General features: G+C 56.0%; 12 protein-coding genes and 1 pseudogene. All 13 read right to left on the reverse strand.

Annotated features, from left to right (window positions below):
- Positions 1-163 precede the first annotated feature (163 nt).
- Positions 164-547 carry a DUF6515 family protein gene (locus HMPREF0201_RS11340; RefSeq protein WP_016536797.1) on the reverse strand — a complete coding sequence of 128 codons (384 nt, stop codon included), beginning with the start codon at positions 545-547 and terminating at the stop codon, positions 164-166.
- A 207-nt stretch (positions 548-754) separates the two neighbouring features.
- Positions 755-1,390, reverse strand: coding sequence for a carbonic anhydrase (locus tag HMPREF0201_RS11345; RefSeq protein ID WP_016536798.1), 636 nt, complete (start codon positions 1,388-1,390; stop codon positions 755-757).
- Between the two features lie 96 nt (positions 1,391-1,486).
- The gene (locus tag HMPREF0201_RS11350) at positions 1,487-2,857 is read right to left on the reverse strand and encodes a VasL domain-containing protein (protein WP_039898302.1); all 1,371 of its coding nucleotides are present in this window, start codon (positions 2,855-2,857) and stop codon (positions 1,487-1,489) included.
- A 38-nt stretch (positions 2,858-2,895) separates the two neighbouring features.
- Positions 2,896-3,351 carry a type VI secretion system baseplate subunit TssE gene (gene tssE / locus HMPREF0201_RS11355; RefSeq protein ID WP_039898304.1) on the reverse strand — a complete coding sequence of 152 codons (456 nt, stop codon included), beginning with the start codon at positions 3,349-3,351 and terminating at the stop codon, positions 2,896-2,898.
- Complete coding sequence (tssJ, locus tag HMPREF0201_RS11360) at positions 3,351-3,890, reverse strand: type VI secretion system lipoprotein TssJ (protein WP_039898305.1); 540 nt, start codon at positions 3,888-3,890, stop codon at positions 3,351-3,353. The genes tssE and tssJ overlap by 1 nt, the downstream gene beginning before the upstream one ends.
- Positions 3,868-4,950: a type VI secretion system baseplate subunit TssG gene (tssG, locus tag HMPREF0201_RS11365; RefSeq protein ID WP_016536802.1), complete on the reverse strand. Its 1,083-nt coding sequence runs from the start codon at positions 4,948-4,950 to the stop codon at positions 3,868-3,870. The genes tssJ and tssG overlap by 23 nt, the downstream gene beginning before the upstream one ends.
- Positions 4,914-6,668, reverse strand: coding sequence for a type VI secretion system baseplate subunit TssF (gene tssF, locus HMPREF0201_RS11370; protein WP_016536803.1), 1,755 nt, complete (start codon positions 6,666-6,668; stop codon positions 4,914-4,916). Before tssF ends, tssG begins: the two co-directional genes overlap by 37 nt.
- Positions 6,669-6,695: 27 nt before the next feature.
- The gene (gene tssA / locus HMPREF0201_RS11375) at positions 6,696-8,297 is read right to left on the reverse strand and encodes a type VI secretion system protein TssA (protein WP_016536804.1); all 1,602 of its coding nucleotides are present in this window, start codon (positions 8,295-8,297) and stop codon (positions 6,696-6,698) included.
- Positions 8,297-11,728, reverse strand: a complete 3,432-nt coding sequence (locus HMPREF0201_RS11380; RefSeq protein WP_016536805.1) for an ImcF-related family protein — start codon at positions 11,726-11,728, stop codon at positions 8,297-8,299. Before HMPREF0201_RS11380 ends, tssA begins: the two co-directional genes overlap by 1 nt.
- The gene (locus HMPREF0201_RS11385; protein ID WP_016536806.1) at positions 11,721-12,803 is read right to left on the reverse strand and encodes a hypothetical protein; all 1,083 of its coding nucleotides are present in this window, start codon (positions 12,801-12,803) and stop codon (positions 11,721-11,723) included. Before HMPREF0201_RS11385 ends, HMPREF0201_RS11380 begins: the two co-directional genes overlap by 8 nt.
- A 44-nt stretch (positions 12,804-12,847) precedes the next feature.
- Positions 12,848-13,105, reverse strand: coding sequence for a PAAR domain-containing protein (locus HMPREF0201_RS11390; protein ID WP_016536807.1), 258 nt, complete (start codon positions 13,103-13,105; stop codon positions 12,848-12,850).
- 17 nt (positions 13,106-13,122) lie between these two features.
- Positions 13,123-15,576 carry a T6SS phospholipase effector Tle1-like catalytic domain-containing protein gene (locus HMPREF0201_RS11395; protein ID WP_016536808.1) on the reverse strand — a complete coding sequence of 818 codons (2,454 nt, stop codon included), beginning with the start codon at positions 15,574-15,576 and terminating at the stop codon, positions 13,123-13,125.
- Positions 15,564-15,915: pseudogene (tli1a, locus tag HMPREF0201_RS11400) on the reverse strand (Tli1a family immunity protein); the annotation flags it as partial. The gene HMPREF0201_RS11395 and the pseudogene tli1a, both read right to left, overlap by 13 nt.

Below are 15,915 nucleotides of genomic sequence, written 5' to 3' on the forward strand. Positions count from 1 at the left end.
TAGATTTTATGTAACCAAATTGATGCTTACATGTGCCAATACAAAACGGTGATGGCTGCAAGCCGAAGGATAAGCAAGATGTATGGAAAGGCGTGGAGAGGTTCACCGCGGGAATCTGTACAACTGCCGCGGTGAACACTCATACCAGGTGAATGGCTACCGGCTAAAGCCCTGCGGGGCGGGGCACTTCGAAGTAATTACCGTTGATATCTTTCTGGAAATAGCTCCCGTTACGCACGTAGTATCGCTTGCCGTTATAATCCAGGACGCTGATGCCGGCCCCTGGGCTGGATGGGGTTTCAACCCGAACGTACTCCGCCCCCTGCCGCTGATAATAAATACCGTTGACGACGTAGTAAGTCAGCCCGCCGACGATAATCGCGGTTGCAAGACCGGGCAGAACAGTCAGGCGTGGCCCCGGGTAAAAGTAGTGAGGCCCGCGATAGAACCCTGGCCCGTGCCCCCACCACGGTCCCGGGCGGGCCAACGCCAGCTGCGGCACAACCATCAGCGCAGACATCGCTAAAACATAAAGTTGTTTTTTCATCTTAACCCTCCACTCCCGTGGCCGGACGTAACCTTTAGCCCGTTATCTGTCGATTATATGCCCGCCCTGTCCCGGTTTACCGTAGAGGAATGGTAAATCCCCAAAATCTCCACAATCCCCCTTCAGGTGTTTTTATTTATCCCCAAATGTAAAAAATCCACGCCGGGGCGTGGATTTATCAGTCGATGCGATGTGACCGGCGTTTATTTATTCGAAGTACACTTCCGGGTTATCGGCCAGGGAAATATAGGTCTTGCTGTTTCTGTCCAGCGTGCGAATTTCACCGCTTTCGATGTCATAAACCCAGCCGTGAAGACGCAGGCCGCCGTTACGCAGGCCAACCGCAACCGATGGGTGGGTTTTAATGTTATTCAACTGGGCAATAACGTTCTCTTCCACCATGGCGTTAACTTTGTCGGTTTCGTTATTCCAGGTTTTCTTTTCAACTACCGCTTTCGCCGCGTCTGAATAGTGCAGCCAGTGCGCCACGGCCGGCATCGGGTCAAGACACTGGCACGAGGCGATGGCCTTCATGGCTCCGCAGTTAGAGTGGCCGCAGATAACGATATCAGTCACGCCAAGCGCAACCACCGCGTACTCAATCGTCGCCGACACGCCGCCCGGCTCAGGGCCGAAGGAAGGAACGATATTGCCTGCGTTACGGATAACGAAAAGCTGCCCCGGATCCTGCTGAGTCACCAGCTCTGGCACCAGGCGGCTGTCGGAACAGGAAATAAAAAGCGCTTTAGGATTTTGGCTGGAAGCCAGGCTGCGGAAGAGTTCTTTGCGTTGCGGAAAAACTTCTTTCTGGAAGCTCAGAAAACCTTCAATGATATGTTGCATAGCACATTCTCTTATTCTGTATTGACCACGACATGATAAAGATCACATTCAGTTAGTCCAGTCCCTGCGGCCAAAAAGAGAGATTTCTGGTCGCCCTTAACCGCCACTTTGCTCATCCTCATGCCGCATTTTAATAAGCATATAGCTGTTAAGCAGCTGGCGTAGCCTGCTCTCCAGCTGGCCTTGTAGCGCCTGCGGTACGGGCTCATCGGCGGGCAAATCCTGTAACCGGCGAACCAGCTCTTCGGCAGGCACTTCGTCATTCAGCGATTTTGAAACAGAAAACACCACGGTTTTTAGCTCGCTAACGGTCAGGTATTTTCCCTTCTTCTCATCCAGCTGGTTCAGGCGCTGCTGGAGCATTTGCAGTTCGGCCACGCCGTGACGCCAGCCTGCCGCGCCGGATGCCGGTAGCGCATTGGCGACCATTATCGCCCGCCATTTTCCTGCGGCGTTTTTCGCCATTTCCGAACCAGGGTAAAGCTGCCAGGTTTGCTCCACCAGCCGCTCCCCGTGCAGCAGCGGCCAGTACGGAGGGAGCCTGCCAAGCTCTTCAAGGCGCGACTGCAATTGGCTGCCATAGGCCACGTTCTGATGCAGCCAGCCCGGGGATTCACGGTGCAGTGTTTCGACCTCTGCCGCTGGCAGAGTTGCCGGTAATTCTGCAACCGAGGCCATCAAAGCATTTTCCGCCGGATGATTAAGCAGAGCAGGAATGGCTACGCCACCCAGTCCCGCAAGGGCCGCCGAAACCGCGAGGCCGCAAACAAAGGCTTTAAGCGGCGTAATACGGCGTGGGGCTTCGGTTTTAATCTCAACTTCTACTTCTGGCCTGTCGTGTACCACATAAACCCAGCGCGGAGCGCCTTCACTCGCTTCTGAATTGACCGCATGGATCGGCAAAACCACGGCCTGAGGCTGATGTTCCTCGGGTGCTGCCGCATCGCTGTTTTCAAGCCGGGTAATGTCGTTTTGCAGCATCTGGCGCAGCGCCTCAATCCCTGCCGCATTACGCAATTCGAGGCGCTGCAATACCTCGCCTATAGCCGCCAGTAACCTTTCACTTCTGTAGAGCGCCGCAAGATCCACGCGCTGGAGACTCAGCGTGCGGAACACCTGCTGAAGCCTTTTACTCAGGCCGCTGATAATCTCAATTCTGGCGTGTACCGAAGCGGGCCACATGGCCGACCACTGGTAGCGAACCAGGGCATCCACTATCGCCAGCCCTTCGTTAAAACCGTAAACCCCCGCAAGCTGGGTTCTTGCCAGAGTGAACCAGGCCGCCGTCTGAAGATCGACGCCGTTAGAGTCAAATAAATTAAGCGCCAGGCGTTCAACATAGGCCCAGTTAACATCGGGCCGCGCCGGGTGGGAAAGCTTGCCGAGTTCATCGCGCAGCGCTGCGTAATCCGGCATTGTTCGGGGGTCGCCCCCGGTTTTGAGTTGGCGTTCGTATGCCTGGGACATAGTGATATCCATTTCGACTGTAAATGACAAAGTGAGGATTAAATAAACTGGCTGGTTTCGAGATAGTTTTGCTGTTTAAGGTGCCTGAGCATCACCTTGCCCTCCGGCATAAACTCGGTGCCGTAGCGCACCAGCCCAATGCCTTTTAGCTCCGCGTCTATGGCGTAGCGGAGTTCGCCGGGGATATTTTGCCCGAGCATCACCACCTTGATGGCCTTAAGCCTCGGCTCGTATTTCAGCAGCACTTCGGACAGCGTCGCCATCAGCTGATGAGCCGTACCCGGCATGCCCTGAAGGATTTTGGTCATATCCGGCAAGCCGTAATCCGGCAGATGTGCCAGAGTGCCAGCCCGCGCGTTGAGGATGCGCTGCATATTATCCAGCACCGACAGCACCACCTGGTTTTCTTCGCTCACGTTGTGCAGTTCAAGGCCGCCGCTGTAGCTGCCGGTCAGCATTTCATACAGCGAAGGGCCATTATGATTATCGGGCATCATTCATCCTTAAGCGGGAGGAGTTTCAGGCCATGGCTTCCTGCCTCAATAACTCTGGCCTTATCCGGGTCGAGCGCTTCGCGGCTCATCACCAGCTTCCAGTTATTTTTTTCCATATCGGGATGGCGGAAGAACCCAACCACCGCAACGAATTTAGCCTCAGCCTCCATCGGCATATCCAGCGAGGCATCCTCACCCGGTTTTATCACCAGGCTGCGGCTCGCAAGCTGGTCGCCGTCCAGCAGGCTGTCTCCCTCGGCCAATAACTGCTGATACAGCGCTTTATCAAATACCTGGCGATCTTTTAGCTGGTAAATACGCACCACCATAGGTTCGGAAAATGAGCGAATTTCAGTTGGATCGGTGTTAAGCGCCTCACGGGCGGTAAAGTCGAGATGCAGCACTTTGATTTGCTTATAAAATACTGAACTAAATGCCGATTTAGTCCCGTCCGCAACGCTCTGGCCAAGACCACAACCGGACAAACCGCAGGCAAGCAGCGCCATCAGCATTGATTTAGTCAAATTTGTAGGTAACACGTCGATTTCCTTTTTGCAGTGTCGCCGGTTTAAGGCCGCCGTAGTAGCCAAGCTCGGTGGTAAACGTTCCCGGCACTTCCTCTTCCGGGCAGCCGTCATCGCCCCCCAGAACGCCGTTCATTCCGGGCCAAAAAGGCGCTTCGCCCAGGGGCGGTATGGTTAACAAATGCGTCGCGGCCGTCAGCGTGATACGCGCCTTAAAACGCCAGCCCAGATAGACGCGCAGCATCACCATAAAGTCCTGATATAGCTGCCCGTCTGGCATCCAGCCTTGAGCCTCGTCCGCAGATCCGGTCTTCAGCTCAATAAGAAGTTGGCTACTGGCGTCCATCACCTCATCGCCGAGGGGGGCGTTGCCGTCCAGCAGAATGTCCTCTTTGCCACTGAATGCCAGAGGGTGTGCAACGGCAACCGGCCTCAGCGAATAAGGGCTAACACAAGCCGTTGTTTCCGGGGCCAGAAGCTGAACCAGAGCCCGCACCCCTTCCTGCGTTTTACCGGGCTGGCGCAGTACGCCAAGCAGCGCGAGAAAACGGGATACCGGCGTGGCAATGTGGTTTGCCGTCCCGGGGATCCCCAGCCCCACCAGCCCCAACAACGACTGTGAAATAGCATCCGTCCCGCCATTTTCAAAAGTGGCCGGATAGGAGTATTTCCGCCAGATGCGATAAAATTGCGTAAGGATGCGGTGGCTGAAAATATCAAGAAAACCCTGGAGCGCCTCGTGCCCTTCCCTGCGTTGGGTAATATCATCCAGGTAAGCGGTAGGCAGCGGGGAGTCCACGCCGTACAACCCCATGAACGTGGTACGAATAACCGGGGGCTTGTCGGCATTATCCTCATCGTATTCAACCGCTCTTAGCTCACCGGCCGGGAAGCCCATGCCCGGCCAGGGGCTGAATCGCACCGGATCGTTTGCCGGACTACCGCCCCCCAAAGGCGCATTCTCCGGGTTCTGCTTCTCAATGAGCTGGCAAAAACGATAAAAGTTAATCCGCGAAATATCTTTTGCCAGGTCACGGCTTAACCCGGAATGCGGCGGTTGTGTTTCTCTTCCCATTCCAGGCGCTCTCCGGTTGGTTGCAGAATGATAATCAGGCGATTAAACAGGTAGATATCGGTATAGAGGGCAAAAAATCGACTCAGCATTTCACCAAACAAACAGATATCGCCGTGCCCGGCAAAACCGCCGCTGTCGAGGGTCACTTCTATTTGCACGCCGCGTAACAAATGGCCCTGTTCGAAGCGCTCCGTTTCACCGTGGCTGACATCGATAATCGCTTCGAGGCGGCGACGGTTCATTTCACTGTCCGTCCATTCATAAAGAGCCAGCGTGCCGCGCAGCACCTCTGCGTTATCCATCATAGAAAGAAAATTACTGCCGAGGTGGCTTAAAATACGCCAGTGAAAGCGATCTCTGTCCGGCGGGTAACAGGGCAGAGTTGGCGCGCAAAGATTACGCACGGCAATACTTGCCGAGGTGGTTTTCATCACGCTATCAAGCACCGTACTTTGCAGCGCCCTGCGCGGGAGTTGCCCGTTAGTGCCGGTCAGCGTTAAAGACAGGCTTTCATCTGCCGGCACGGTATGGTTATCAAATGCTTCGCCGCCGAGGATTATCCAGGTGTTGTGCAGCCCCGAAGGGCCGCGGCGTACACGAGTATGGTAATAATATTCGGGCGCTTCGTGCCGCATCATCCCGCCCTTATGGCGGAAGCTAGAAAACGGCACATAGGTGTTTTTCCCCGAAGACAGGACCGAGTCAACCGAATAGATCTCGGTGTGCCCGTCCTGAACACGCATTGGGCGCAGCAGATATTCCGTTTGCAAAGCGTTAATGGTCAGTGGGTCCGATTCCAGCAGAAATAAGTTAACCACCGGCACGCAGTTCAGCCTTAAATGCTTCTCGGTGAAACTAAAATCATGCTCCCAGCGCTCAGAAAGCACGACCTCAATTTCAAACCAGGGTAATTGAGGAGGAAAATCAATGCTATCCAGTCCATGAAGACCGGCGAACATGAATTTTTCACGAAAGGTAAAATACTCCAGCAGCAGCTGGTAGCCGCTAAAGCTGGCACTTCCTTTTGGCCATAAGCCGCTCTCCTCGTCAAAACCTGAAGCCGTGAAATATCCCGCAAGAGGCCGACGTTCTGCTTCTCCAGCCAGACGTATCCACATGCGTTCAACATTCAAAGTAAAAGTTTCGTGCATCGCGCATGCCAGCGGCGCATCGGCGTTGAAATACAACGGCAGGCAGCTAAGATCGATGCGGCCCCAGTCCGCAAGGCTGCTGCACTGAAAGCGCATGTTAATCACCGACCGCCCCTCTGAGTCGGTCGTCAGATTAGCGTTTTCCAGCGACAGCGGCTGGAGGTTTATCTCCTGCGTGGTGCTATAGCGGCAGCGGGTATTCTTCTCGCCGATGGGCCGGGAAAGAACCTCAAAGCCCTTTTCGATACGCATCTTCTCTTTCATTTCCCGCCAGTCAGGCGTGAACTCCACGATCGACATAGAAGGAATGGTGCGTAGGTAGTGTGGCCACAGCAGGCTGACCAGCCCCTCCGTCAGCTCGGGAATATCGTCGTCAAGCTTCTCGCGCAGCCGCCCCATAAGAAAGGCAAATCCCTCAAATAGCCGCTCCACATACGGGTCCCGCGCACCGGCTTTATCGAGGTTTAGCATTGCGGCACGTTCAGGGTGAGCGCGGGCGAACTCCTCCCCGGCTTCCAGCAGATAGCGCATTTCAGCGTCGTAATAACGCAGAGTTAAATCGTCCATAAATTTATATTCTGTTTGTTCTGTAGGTTAGCCGCACAATACTGCGGCGCGAGCGGGATCGAGAGACAGCAGCCCGGCAAGTAAAGTATCCATCTCTGGCTGGAGGCGGATTTTATCCGTCTCGCTACGTGCCGCCTTCATACGCAGCAGCTTCAGGCGGCGCGCCCTCACTTCAAACAGCAAATCTGGCGTCCATTGTTGCAGGGTTATCTGCCGGGCGGCGGCATCCAGCTCCCCGAGCAGATGCAGCGCCATCTCGTTTTTACCGTATTGCTCGGCGACCCGCGCCATAAGCAAACGCATTAGCCAGCGGTCACGCGGAGTTGCCATGCCCGGCCGGTTTTGCAGCCAGTTGAGAGCAGACTCGATACCTTCCCCATCGGCTTTTGCCAGCACTTCCGGCTCAAGAGCGAGGATGTCATCCTGTGTTGCAGGAGCCGTACTAAGCGATTCGCTCTGCCAGCTGCCGGGTTCGGCGAGGATCTTTTCACCTATCCAGCTAAGCGTCACTTCATCGGCAAACGGCGTGCCATCGTCAAAAGCAAGCGACTCCAGGCCCGGCAGCCGGGCAAGCAGCCCTTTAAGGTCATGGCACAGGATATCTGCCCGGCAGCTATCGGAGTCCATCTTCAGCAGCGCCTGCCACGCATACCATTGCACGTCCAGCCACAGGTGATTTACCCCGCGCACAAACAGGCTATCGGTTTGTTCAAGCAGCTCCAGCCAGCTTTGCTGCAGGTATAAACGCTTAAGCCGGGCGCGATGATCGGGCTTAGGTGCCAGCAACCGGGTACGGCTGTTAGCATCAAGCGGAGGAAGCTGTGTCAGCGTATCCCAGCGCACGCTTTTGATAAGGTGATGCCCGGCAAGCCAGCCGCCGGGCTGGTTACGGAGGTATTGAGCCAGCACTTTTGCCTGGTCAAGAAGATCGCGCCCGGACGCCACATCGGTCATGCCCGGGACTGCCGGGCCGCTGGAAGTTGACGCCGGAAGTGCATCTTCGTCCCGGCTGGTTTGCGGCACTATGCTCTGCGCGCCACCGCTTTGCGCCAGCCGGTTTTCGAGCGCCTGATACAAGGGATTGAGTTCGGGCAGAGCCTCTTCACTCCCTTGCTGCAAAATCTGCTCCGAGAGCAGTAATGCTCCCACCACACGCTGCATCACGGCAACGTCCACTTCCGGGTACAGCGACAGGCTGTCCAGCATTCTGCTGCTGCCCAGCCACTGGAGAGCAGCTCTTCTACTGCGGTCGCGGAGCGGATGCAGCCTGGAGCCAAAATGCTTAAGCATTCCGGCCAGCAGCTCCAGCCCCTCAGCCAGACCGGTTTCGCCGTCCTGATGCAGGCGAGCCCACACGTAAAAAGTGACGACACGTAAATCCTTGCTGACGCCGGTCAGCAGCTTTTCAGTCAGGGAGCAAATCAGGCCGGTATCAATCCCTGAAAGCTGGTTAACTTCTTCACGAATGCGCTGAAAATCGTCGTCATAGCCGGGATCTTCCCCCACTGGATTGTCATCGCTCAGCGGCTGAAGCCAGTTATCCCACAGCTGAAGACGTGTAAGAGATTGTTGGATCAGCTTATTTTCATCAGCCCCGCAGGCTAAAACTAAATTGTGTAGAGAGGCCATTAATTCACTCCATCCATGGGTATAACATCGCCTTCATCGGCAAATTGCCCCAACGCGCCAGGCTCCACGCTAAATATTTGCGCTGGCAGGGTAAAATTACGCAATGACAGCAGTTCCAGCGGGCCATTCCCCAACTGTGTGCGCAACACCCACTGTAACGTTCGGCCATCTGGCGCGGTGAAGTTCATCATCCAGTGGCTGCTGTCCAGCCGCTGCCGCTTGCTTTGCTCAAGCCAGCGAATAAAGCCCCATGTCCCCACATAGTCGCCAAACAGGCGGGCGCCGCTCCCGGTTGTAGTCCAGGTCAATAGCGTGCCGGGTTTATAGGTTTCACCCGGCCAGCGGAAGCTTTGCCAGTCAGCCATCTGGTTAAAATAATGCAGTTTTTGCCCATCAATGGTGAGCTGCGTTTCCACCACCTGCGGCACGGGGCGCGCCTGTAGCTCAAAACCGATCCCCTGCCCGCCGTCCGTGAAGAGAACGTCCGACAACTGGCTGAGCTGATTGACCGCCTTGAGGAACGCAGGATTAAAGGTCAGCCCCTGGCTATGAGCATTATCCGGAACCCACCGGCTGCCTTCTTTATGCAGCACGCCGTTGAGTTCGGTGACGAGAAAACGATCGATGCGGCCCGTGTCTTTGCGGATAAACTCGGCCAGCATCGGCAAAGATGCATCGCTTTTGCTTGCCGCGAACGGAAAACGCCCGTTAAATGCCGTATTCCAGTTTGCCACTACGGCCCGGTTCCAGCGCTGGTTGAGGCTGGCAGCCGAGGGCTGCAACACGGTTTCCCAGGCCTGATTCAGAGGCTGGACAAACAACGTGTTGCCAAAACCACTCCACTCTTCCCCAAGGCTTGCGGCCACCAGGCTGCCGTACTGCTGGGTGTCGGTCAAATCGACACTTTTTCCCTGAAACACGGTTTGCGCCAGAGTCTGCATCATTTCCTGCGGGTCCGACGCGCTGGCGATCTGTTGCAGGCGCAGACGCACGCGCGTAATGCGGGTCAGGTATGTTTGCAGGCTCAGCGAACTGTCCGCCGATATAGCATCGTTGTTTTTATTTTTTCCCATAAGCTGAAGCAGCGGCCCAAAGCTTTCGTCCAGCGGGCCTTGCGGCCCCAGAGCGCTCTGGTCGATGACCGGTTTATCTTTGCTGTTGATTAAGTCCTTAGCCGATTTGATTATCGAGTCGGACAAACCTTCACTTTTCTGCCCGGCCTGCCCCTGCCGCGCCAGGGTATTCATCAGCGCAATCAGCGGCGACTGGCGAACATCACTCATCAACGTCAGTTGATCGGTGACATCCGCGATATTATTTGCCGGGTTAAGCCGCAGGCTATTGAGGAAGTTGAGCCAGCTGCCGGCGAAGTCGGTGAAATAACGCTGGGTTAGCCGCGCCCGAAGCGCTTCCGGAGCCAGGTCAGCGGAGACCGCCTTACGGCTGTCGCTCAGCACCCAGTCAATTTCATCCCGGCGGGTATTAGCAGCCTTATCAATGGCCTGCTTAACGCCGCCTTCCCATGCCTCACGGGTGAACATGCCCGGCACGCTCTCGTCGGTCGAGAACAGACGGCGCGCGTCCGTGCCCGGGGTCATATCCTCAAGCGAAACATCGGCAAAATTACGGCGCACCGATTTGAGCATGTTTTCATACAGCGTGCTTTCGGCATTACGGCGGCCAATTTGCTGCAATAGCACCTGGCGACTTTGGTTAACCAGGGCGGCGTTCGGGGTGATTTTCCACTGCGGCTGGTGCGGCAGCTCAGAGATATAAAATGCCCAGAGGTCGGGCGACAAACTCTGCCATAAACCTTTGGAGACGCCGTTTAGCTCAGGCTGTACGGCCTTCATGGTTTGAGCATAAAACGCGCCGTCCGCTTTGTCCGGCCGCGCCATCATCAGCCAGGCTTTTAGCTGGTCGTAACCCGGTTTCGCAAGCTGAGCGCGCTGGTCGCTATTCGGGGCAGAATTGACCAATGCGCCAAGCTTACCGGCCAGGGCGGCATTGGCCGGGTCGCGAATCAGCCGATTGTTAACCACGCCATACCAGGGCAACATCGCGCCAAGCAGCTGCTGGCTGTGATCCAGCCCAAAACGCTGATACCACGGGGAACCATGCAGTAGATGGTTCTGCAGGCTGCCCGCGTCGTTGCGCAGACTGTGGAGGGAAGTCAACTGAGCGTCAGAAACAGCAGGATGTTCCACCAAATCCCGGGCTTTGCTTGCCACGGTAGATATTTGCTGCCAGTTCAGGGCGAAGGAGATAAGCAGCCCCGCGCCCCATATCCCGATAACGCCCATCAACCCCCAGGCAAGCATTCGCTCCCACGCAAAACCAACACGGCGCCCGCGCACGCGGCCACAATCGTCAATAATGGCCTGCCAGGTAGCGGGAAGTGCCAGCGTATTTTTACGGCCAGCGACCAGCGGCGCCGCCGCGCTTTCCCCTGCTCCCTCGCGATTCTCCAGGCTAAAGGCCAAACCTCGTAGCGGAATGCGCTGCTGGCTGGCATACAGCCAGGGTGCCAGTTGCTGCCCCCAGAGGGAGATGCCTCCGTTCTTAAGATGTTGAGCTAGGCGCAGCAAAAAGTCATGGCCGTTATTCTCCACAACCTGACTCATGCCTCTGCTGCTAAGCTCCGGCAGTAAATTTTCCAGCTGGTGAGCAATATCATCCGGCGCGGCGCGCAGCGGGAAGGCAACGCCAACCGCCTGTTCGGTTCGGCCACTTTGAGACCAGCCGCTGGCACACAGCTGCCACAGCCAAACCGGCGGCTGGTAGCGCAGCAGCTCGCCAATCCTCTCCAGCCCGCGCAGGTCATCATCACTCTGCCCCGGATCGAGGCTAAGCCCCTGACCAATAACCCGGACAATCCCGTCCAGCGGGCGGCCACGGCGTAGCTTGCGTAGTGAAGCGTATTTTTCAGCATTAATTTCCGCAGACAGGCTGCCGCCGTAGATCAGAACGGTACGCTGACCTTCCAGCCACTGGTTTTCCTCCAGCCCCGGAAGCAGTAGATTAATGGCCGCCTGGTCACCGATGACCAACAGCAGGCGGACTTTGCTGCGCCAGAAAAAACTGTAGCGGTCACGCATAGCCCGGCTAATGCGTCCTGTCAGCGTCATTTGCCCGGCTTGTTTATCTCGCTGGGTTTGCTTTATGCCCTCTTTAGAGGCGCGCTTTATTTGGTTGCGCACCCAAAGCTGCCAGCCGGCAAAAACCAGCGCGGCGACACAAAAAGCCATGGCCCAAACTATGCCGCAAATAATCAGGATAGGCAGAATTTGCGACCACTCGGTGGAGGCTTCCGTTGCGAAAAACCAATAAATAATGCCACCCAATAAAACAGCCAGCGTCATTGCGGCAGCCGCTATAAACGTTGTCGACGCCACGGTGATACTGTCCGGGTGTTTTTTGTCCTTATCCATGGGGCTTGACGATTCCAAGTGCGAGTGAGTGTTGAGGGTCGGTGGCTATCCAGCCGCAAGGCTCCTGCCGGGTACGGGCAAATAACGCAGCAAGGGAGATGACGACCAGGGCCTCCATTTCCCCCAGCTCTCCCCAATAGGTGTCCTGCAGGTATTGATTGAGACTCCAGCCGCAGCTGTCCAGTTCAGGCTGTTCGGGCTGGGTAAAGAGAATGCATTGCTCCGGGATCTTGTCGCTCTCGCTTTGTTCCTGCGCCCGCTGGCAAACCTGCAAAAGGGATTCAGAAGACGCAGCCTCGAAAGTTTCCCCACGGGTCAGCAGGACGGGGGCTTCAGCGCTAACCAACCAGAGTGCTGCCGACTCCCCGACAGGGCGTGGCGTTCCGGCAACCGCGGGGACAGACAGACACCCGGCAACCAGTATTAGCGAACCGGGTTCTGCTTCACTGAAAAAACCGGCAAGTTCGGCCAGGGTTTCTTCGCCTTTCCAGGCTTTTGGCTCCGCAGGCAGCGTAACCTGCGGAAGACTCGTCTTCATCTGCGCTAAAAAATCGCCCCACGCGGCACGGCTTCCGGCCCAGTAACATCTTGCGGGAAGGCAGGTGTCCGGTATCTCACCCTCCTGTACCCACTGCAAAGCCAGCATTTTCGCAAGCTGCTTTTCACGCTCGGCCAGCGCCGGAGAAAAGGTGCGGGCAACCCGCAATGCGTCAATAGCGCCCTCCTTTCGTGGCTCCGGGGGCAAACTCTCGCGGCGCAACACGCGCAACCATTCCGACTCCCGGCTCCCGGCCGGCCCAATCAGGATAATCGTCTGCAAACCGAACGGCTGCCGGTGCCCGGCCCACCACGCCTGCTGTGCCTTTTCCACCCCCCGGTGCCAGGTTCTGGCGTTTAATACCGCGCCCCGGTAATACCCCAGGCGAAAAAGCCACAGCGTCCCGATAACGGCACAACCCGCCAGCATCACCGCAACCAGGGTGCCGCCGCTGGCCCCCGATTGATGAACCAATGCAGTGCAAATACCTGCCGCCAGCGCCGCCGCAAAAGCCGCAACAAGCCAGCGCTTTGCCACCGGCGGCCGAGCAACCCGGTAAGGCGGGAACAAGGGAGGCGCTCTCACGTTTCAATACCAAAATCGGGAAATGAACTCACCAGCGTGCAGCCGCAGCGGCACTTATGCCCGTGAAGCGCAACCGGCTGGCCGTCGACTTCGGTAAGCGAGCTGCCTTCCGCGATAGTCGTCATGCCGTGTTTATTACATTTAACGGCATCGCCCTTAGCGGCAATACCTTTGCCAAAACAGAGATAGTGGCCGCCCAATACCCGGCCGCCATGCTCCTTCAGGGTGTCACCCTGACGAATAATGTTTTTCATATGACGTCTTCCCTGAGTCAGGAAATGAGCGTTGAAGCGGCTTCTTTCGCCCACTCTGAATGGATGATGGATTTTGCAAAGGCGAGGCGTTGCTCCTGCACGGCGGCCGTTTGCTCGGCGACCACAACGCCTGGCTGGGGAGTAAAGGCTTTGAGTTTTGCGGCATCCGGGCTCATGGCAATCGGCAGCCCGGTGAGCAAGTCAAGAGCCTCAGATTCCAGCGAGAATATACCGGCCGTTCCCGCCAGGCCTGCCAGCTTCGCGGTTGTGCCCTTCTGCCTGAAGCTGAAGATAACCCCGCCAACCAGCGTTGCGGCCCCAACGACATTCCCGGCGATGGCCAGCGGAGACAGAGATTTACTGCATTCGCGGCCAAAATAGATCATCCGATAGCGAAAATAGCCGCTCCATAGCTCTCTCCCCTCAAGGGCATAGTGCATAAACCAGGCTCGGGAATCATGAACCTGATCGTCAAACAGCGCCCTGACAAGCCCTCCTGGCTGGTCCGCATTACTTTCCTCCCCCAGCAGTGGAAACAGTACCCGGACTTTATCTTCACCTTCGCGTTTCATTGTTGCGAAGTCCTGCCGCTCGTCATCAGAATTCATCATAAAGATTGCGTTGCGTGGAATAACGTCCAGTACCAGTTGAGGGAGGCTTTGCACGCTGCGGAACTCGCCCCGATAGTCTTCACCAAACTCCTGCGCGGCCTGCTGAAGCTGGGTTTTAGAGACTTCGGGGTCGAAATCTTTTATTCCCGGCTCCAGCACCAGATCTTTTATTTTGTCCGGAGGCGTATTGTCGAGAATATTTTTTCGCCTGGCTCTCACCGCGCCCTGTTCAAGTTCCCTTCTCACCTCGGCCTCTTTAAGCACACCCGACACACCATGCTTTTCCGACGCATCCTTGTAAAAGTGAGTGCCTAGCATCGTCCCGCGAGCATAGCGGTTAATGCGCCAGGCCGTTATCCAGGCCAACTGATTCTGGACCGCTTTTTCCAGGCTAACGGTGGCCCGGGGCGCCTCATATTTAGCCGCCTGCTCATCGGTGACGGGCTCCTTCGATAAGGGCTGGTTAAGGGTTAACTCTCGCCAGGCATTGAAACGGCGGAATAAGGCTGCATCAACATCGAAGTGCTGTATTACCTCTGGAGACATTACTCGCCAGACTTCCTTTTTCTTGTCTTCAGGAAGTGAATTCTTAGGGACTTTAAAAGGTGCGCCGGAGGAAAATGCTGAGGCAAACATATCGTTTAACACTACTTGCGAAAGTAGTAAGCGATCATCATTATAATTGGCTTTTCCTTGATCTCCCGGAGGATAGCCTCCGCCAATATCAGAGTGCATTCCCGGGTAAATCACCTCCACGCTATTAGCCGGGTATTTCCCGTTCGAGCGTCGAATAGAATCAAGCGGGAAGCAGAGCCGCTGCTCATGGGCCGAAACCAGGTGTACGCAGTCTTTAATAAATCCACCGTAGGTTTTCTCATCGGGCAGTTCCTGAGTATCGTCCGCCCAGGACATATGCCCCTCGGCAAGGGGGAGTATATGCGCCGCGCCGACGGAGGCCACGGTATCCAACAGCCCCAGAAACTCCACGCTTAGCGGGATCTTCAGGTTACCCACCGCCAGGCACTGGTCGGGTTTTTGTTTGCCCTTCTCGGGTTTTGGCAGTAGCTCGCTTAACCAGCGAACGAAGGTTCTTGCTGCCGCCGCCCCGCGGGAAAACCCGTAAATATAAAGCTTAATCCCCAGCAGTTTGGGCTGGCCGGGGTTTGGCGGCTGTAGCGCAGTCGCCAGCTCCTTCTCCATTTTTTTTAGCTGGGCGGAAAACTCCTCGTAGCGATTATGGCTGCCGGTTAGCCCGAATGAGGCCATAGAGGTCGCCATATTCTTTAGCGCATCACGTGTTTCTCCATCTGATAGCTTGCTGCTATCGGTATTGCTCTTGGACAAGGAACGTTTGAGGGCATCGATAATTCGCAGCAGCCCCCAGTTAATACGATCCTCTCCCCGGTCCGCAAAGGCCAGCCCCCTAAGGGAATAGTCCAGATCGTTAATTTCCGGGAAAGGCGTACCAACCCCGGGAATATAGTATTTGAAATAGCCTCCTTTCAGAGAAGAATCAGAATCAAACAGCTCGCCGGCATTGCTTACGCCCCCTGCCGTGCCGTTACCGATGCTGGCCCTGAACAACCTGGCAATATTGGTCGGGTGCTTAGGGTTCGAAAGATAAAAGTCGTTATTCAGATTATTGCCGGTACCGTCAAAGAACAGGCTGATATGCAGCGTCTTGCAGCAGGGTAGTTCTACCACCCTGTCCGCCGCCTCACAAAGCGAATCTCGGTACTCCCGCTCCATACTTGCCTGCTTTTTGCAGTTCGCTCCTATTAGCGCGGCGCGAGACGGCAGCCTTCCCTGAGCCGGAAAAGGCGGCGGGTACCAGGCCAGATCTGTCGTTACCTTGGGCATACCTTCGGCTCCTTCATCTCAAGCGGCAGTTTAATTGGGTAAGATGGGCTACCATAGGTAAAGCAGCTGGTAGTCACTTTCACTTCGTCACAGGGTAAAAAATGAACGGTGATACCGCAGGTTTTCTGCCCGGTGTAGTCAGGGACAGGAACCGTCTTACTATGTTGGCGTTTTTGCGCGTCAATGTTTTTTTTTCCAGGCGTTATATTTTTCTCTGTCCGCAAAACCAGGGAAATCATCAGACGAACCTTGTCCAGTTTCCCAGTCAATCCGCACCGTCATACCCGGTTTCCAGACGCCAGGTACCCCGTAGCAGCAGCCCCCGCCTCCGCCGTCGAA

The organism is Cedecea davisae DSM 4568, assembly GCF_000412335.2.
In the GTDB taxonomy this organism is placed as follows: domain Bacteria; phylum Pseudomonadota; class Gammaproteobacteria; order Enterobacterales; family Enterobacteriaceae; genus Cedecea; species Cedecea davisae.

Excerpts from the sequence above, each read along its gene's own strand:
- HMPREF0201_RS11340 (WP_016536797.1), bottom strand. The coding sequence starts at position 547 with ATGAAAAAACAACTTTATGTTTTAGCGATGTCTGCGCTGATGGTTGTG.
- HMPREF0201_RS11345 (WP_016536798.1), bottom strand. The coding sequence starts at position 1,390 with ATGCAACATATCATTGAAGGTTTTCTGAGCTTCCAGAAAGAAGTTTTT.
- HMPREF0201_RS11350 (WP_039898302.1), bottom strand. The coding sequence starts at position 2,857 with ATGTCCCAGGCATACGAACGCCAACTCAAAACCGGGGGCGACCCCCGA.
- tssE (WP_039898304.1), bottom strand. The coding sequence starts at position 3,351 with ATGCCCGATAATCATAATGGCCCTTCGCTGTATGAAATGCTGACCGGC.
- tssG (WP_016536802.1), bottom strand. The coding sequence starts at position 4,950 with ATGGGAAGAGAAACACAACCGCCGCATTCCGGGTTAAGCCGTGACCTG.
- tssF (WP_016536803.1), bottom strand. The coding sequence starts at position 6,668 with ATGGACGATTTAACTCTGCGTTATTACGACGCTGAAATGCGCTATCTG.
- tssA (WP_016536804.1), bottom strand. The coding sequence starts at position 8,297 with ATGGCCTCTCTACACAATTTAGTTTTAGCCTGCGGGGCTGATGAAAAT.
- HMPREF0201_RS11380 (WP_016536805.1), bottom strand. The coding sequence starts at position 11,728 with ATGGATAAGGACAAAAAACACCCGGACAGTATCACCGTGGCGTCGACA.
- HMPREF0201_RS11390 (WP_016536807.1), bottom strand. The coding sequence starts at position 13,105 with ATGAAAAACATTATTCGTCAGGGTGACACCCTGAAGGAGCATGGCGGC.
- HMPREF0201_RS11395 (WP_016536808.1), bottom strand. The coding sequence starts at position 15,576 with ATGCCCAAGGTAACGACAGATCTGGCCTGGTACCCGCCGCCTTTTCCG.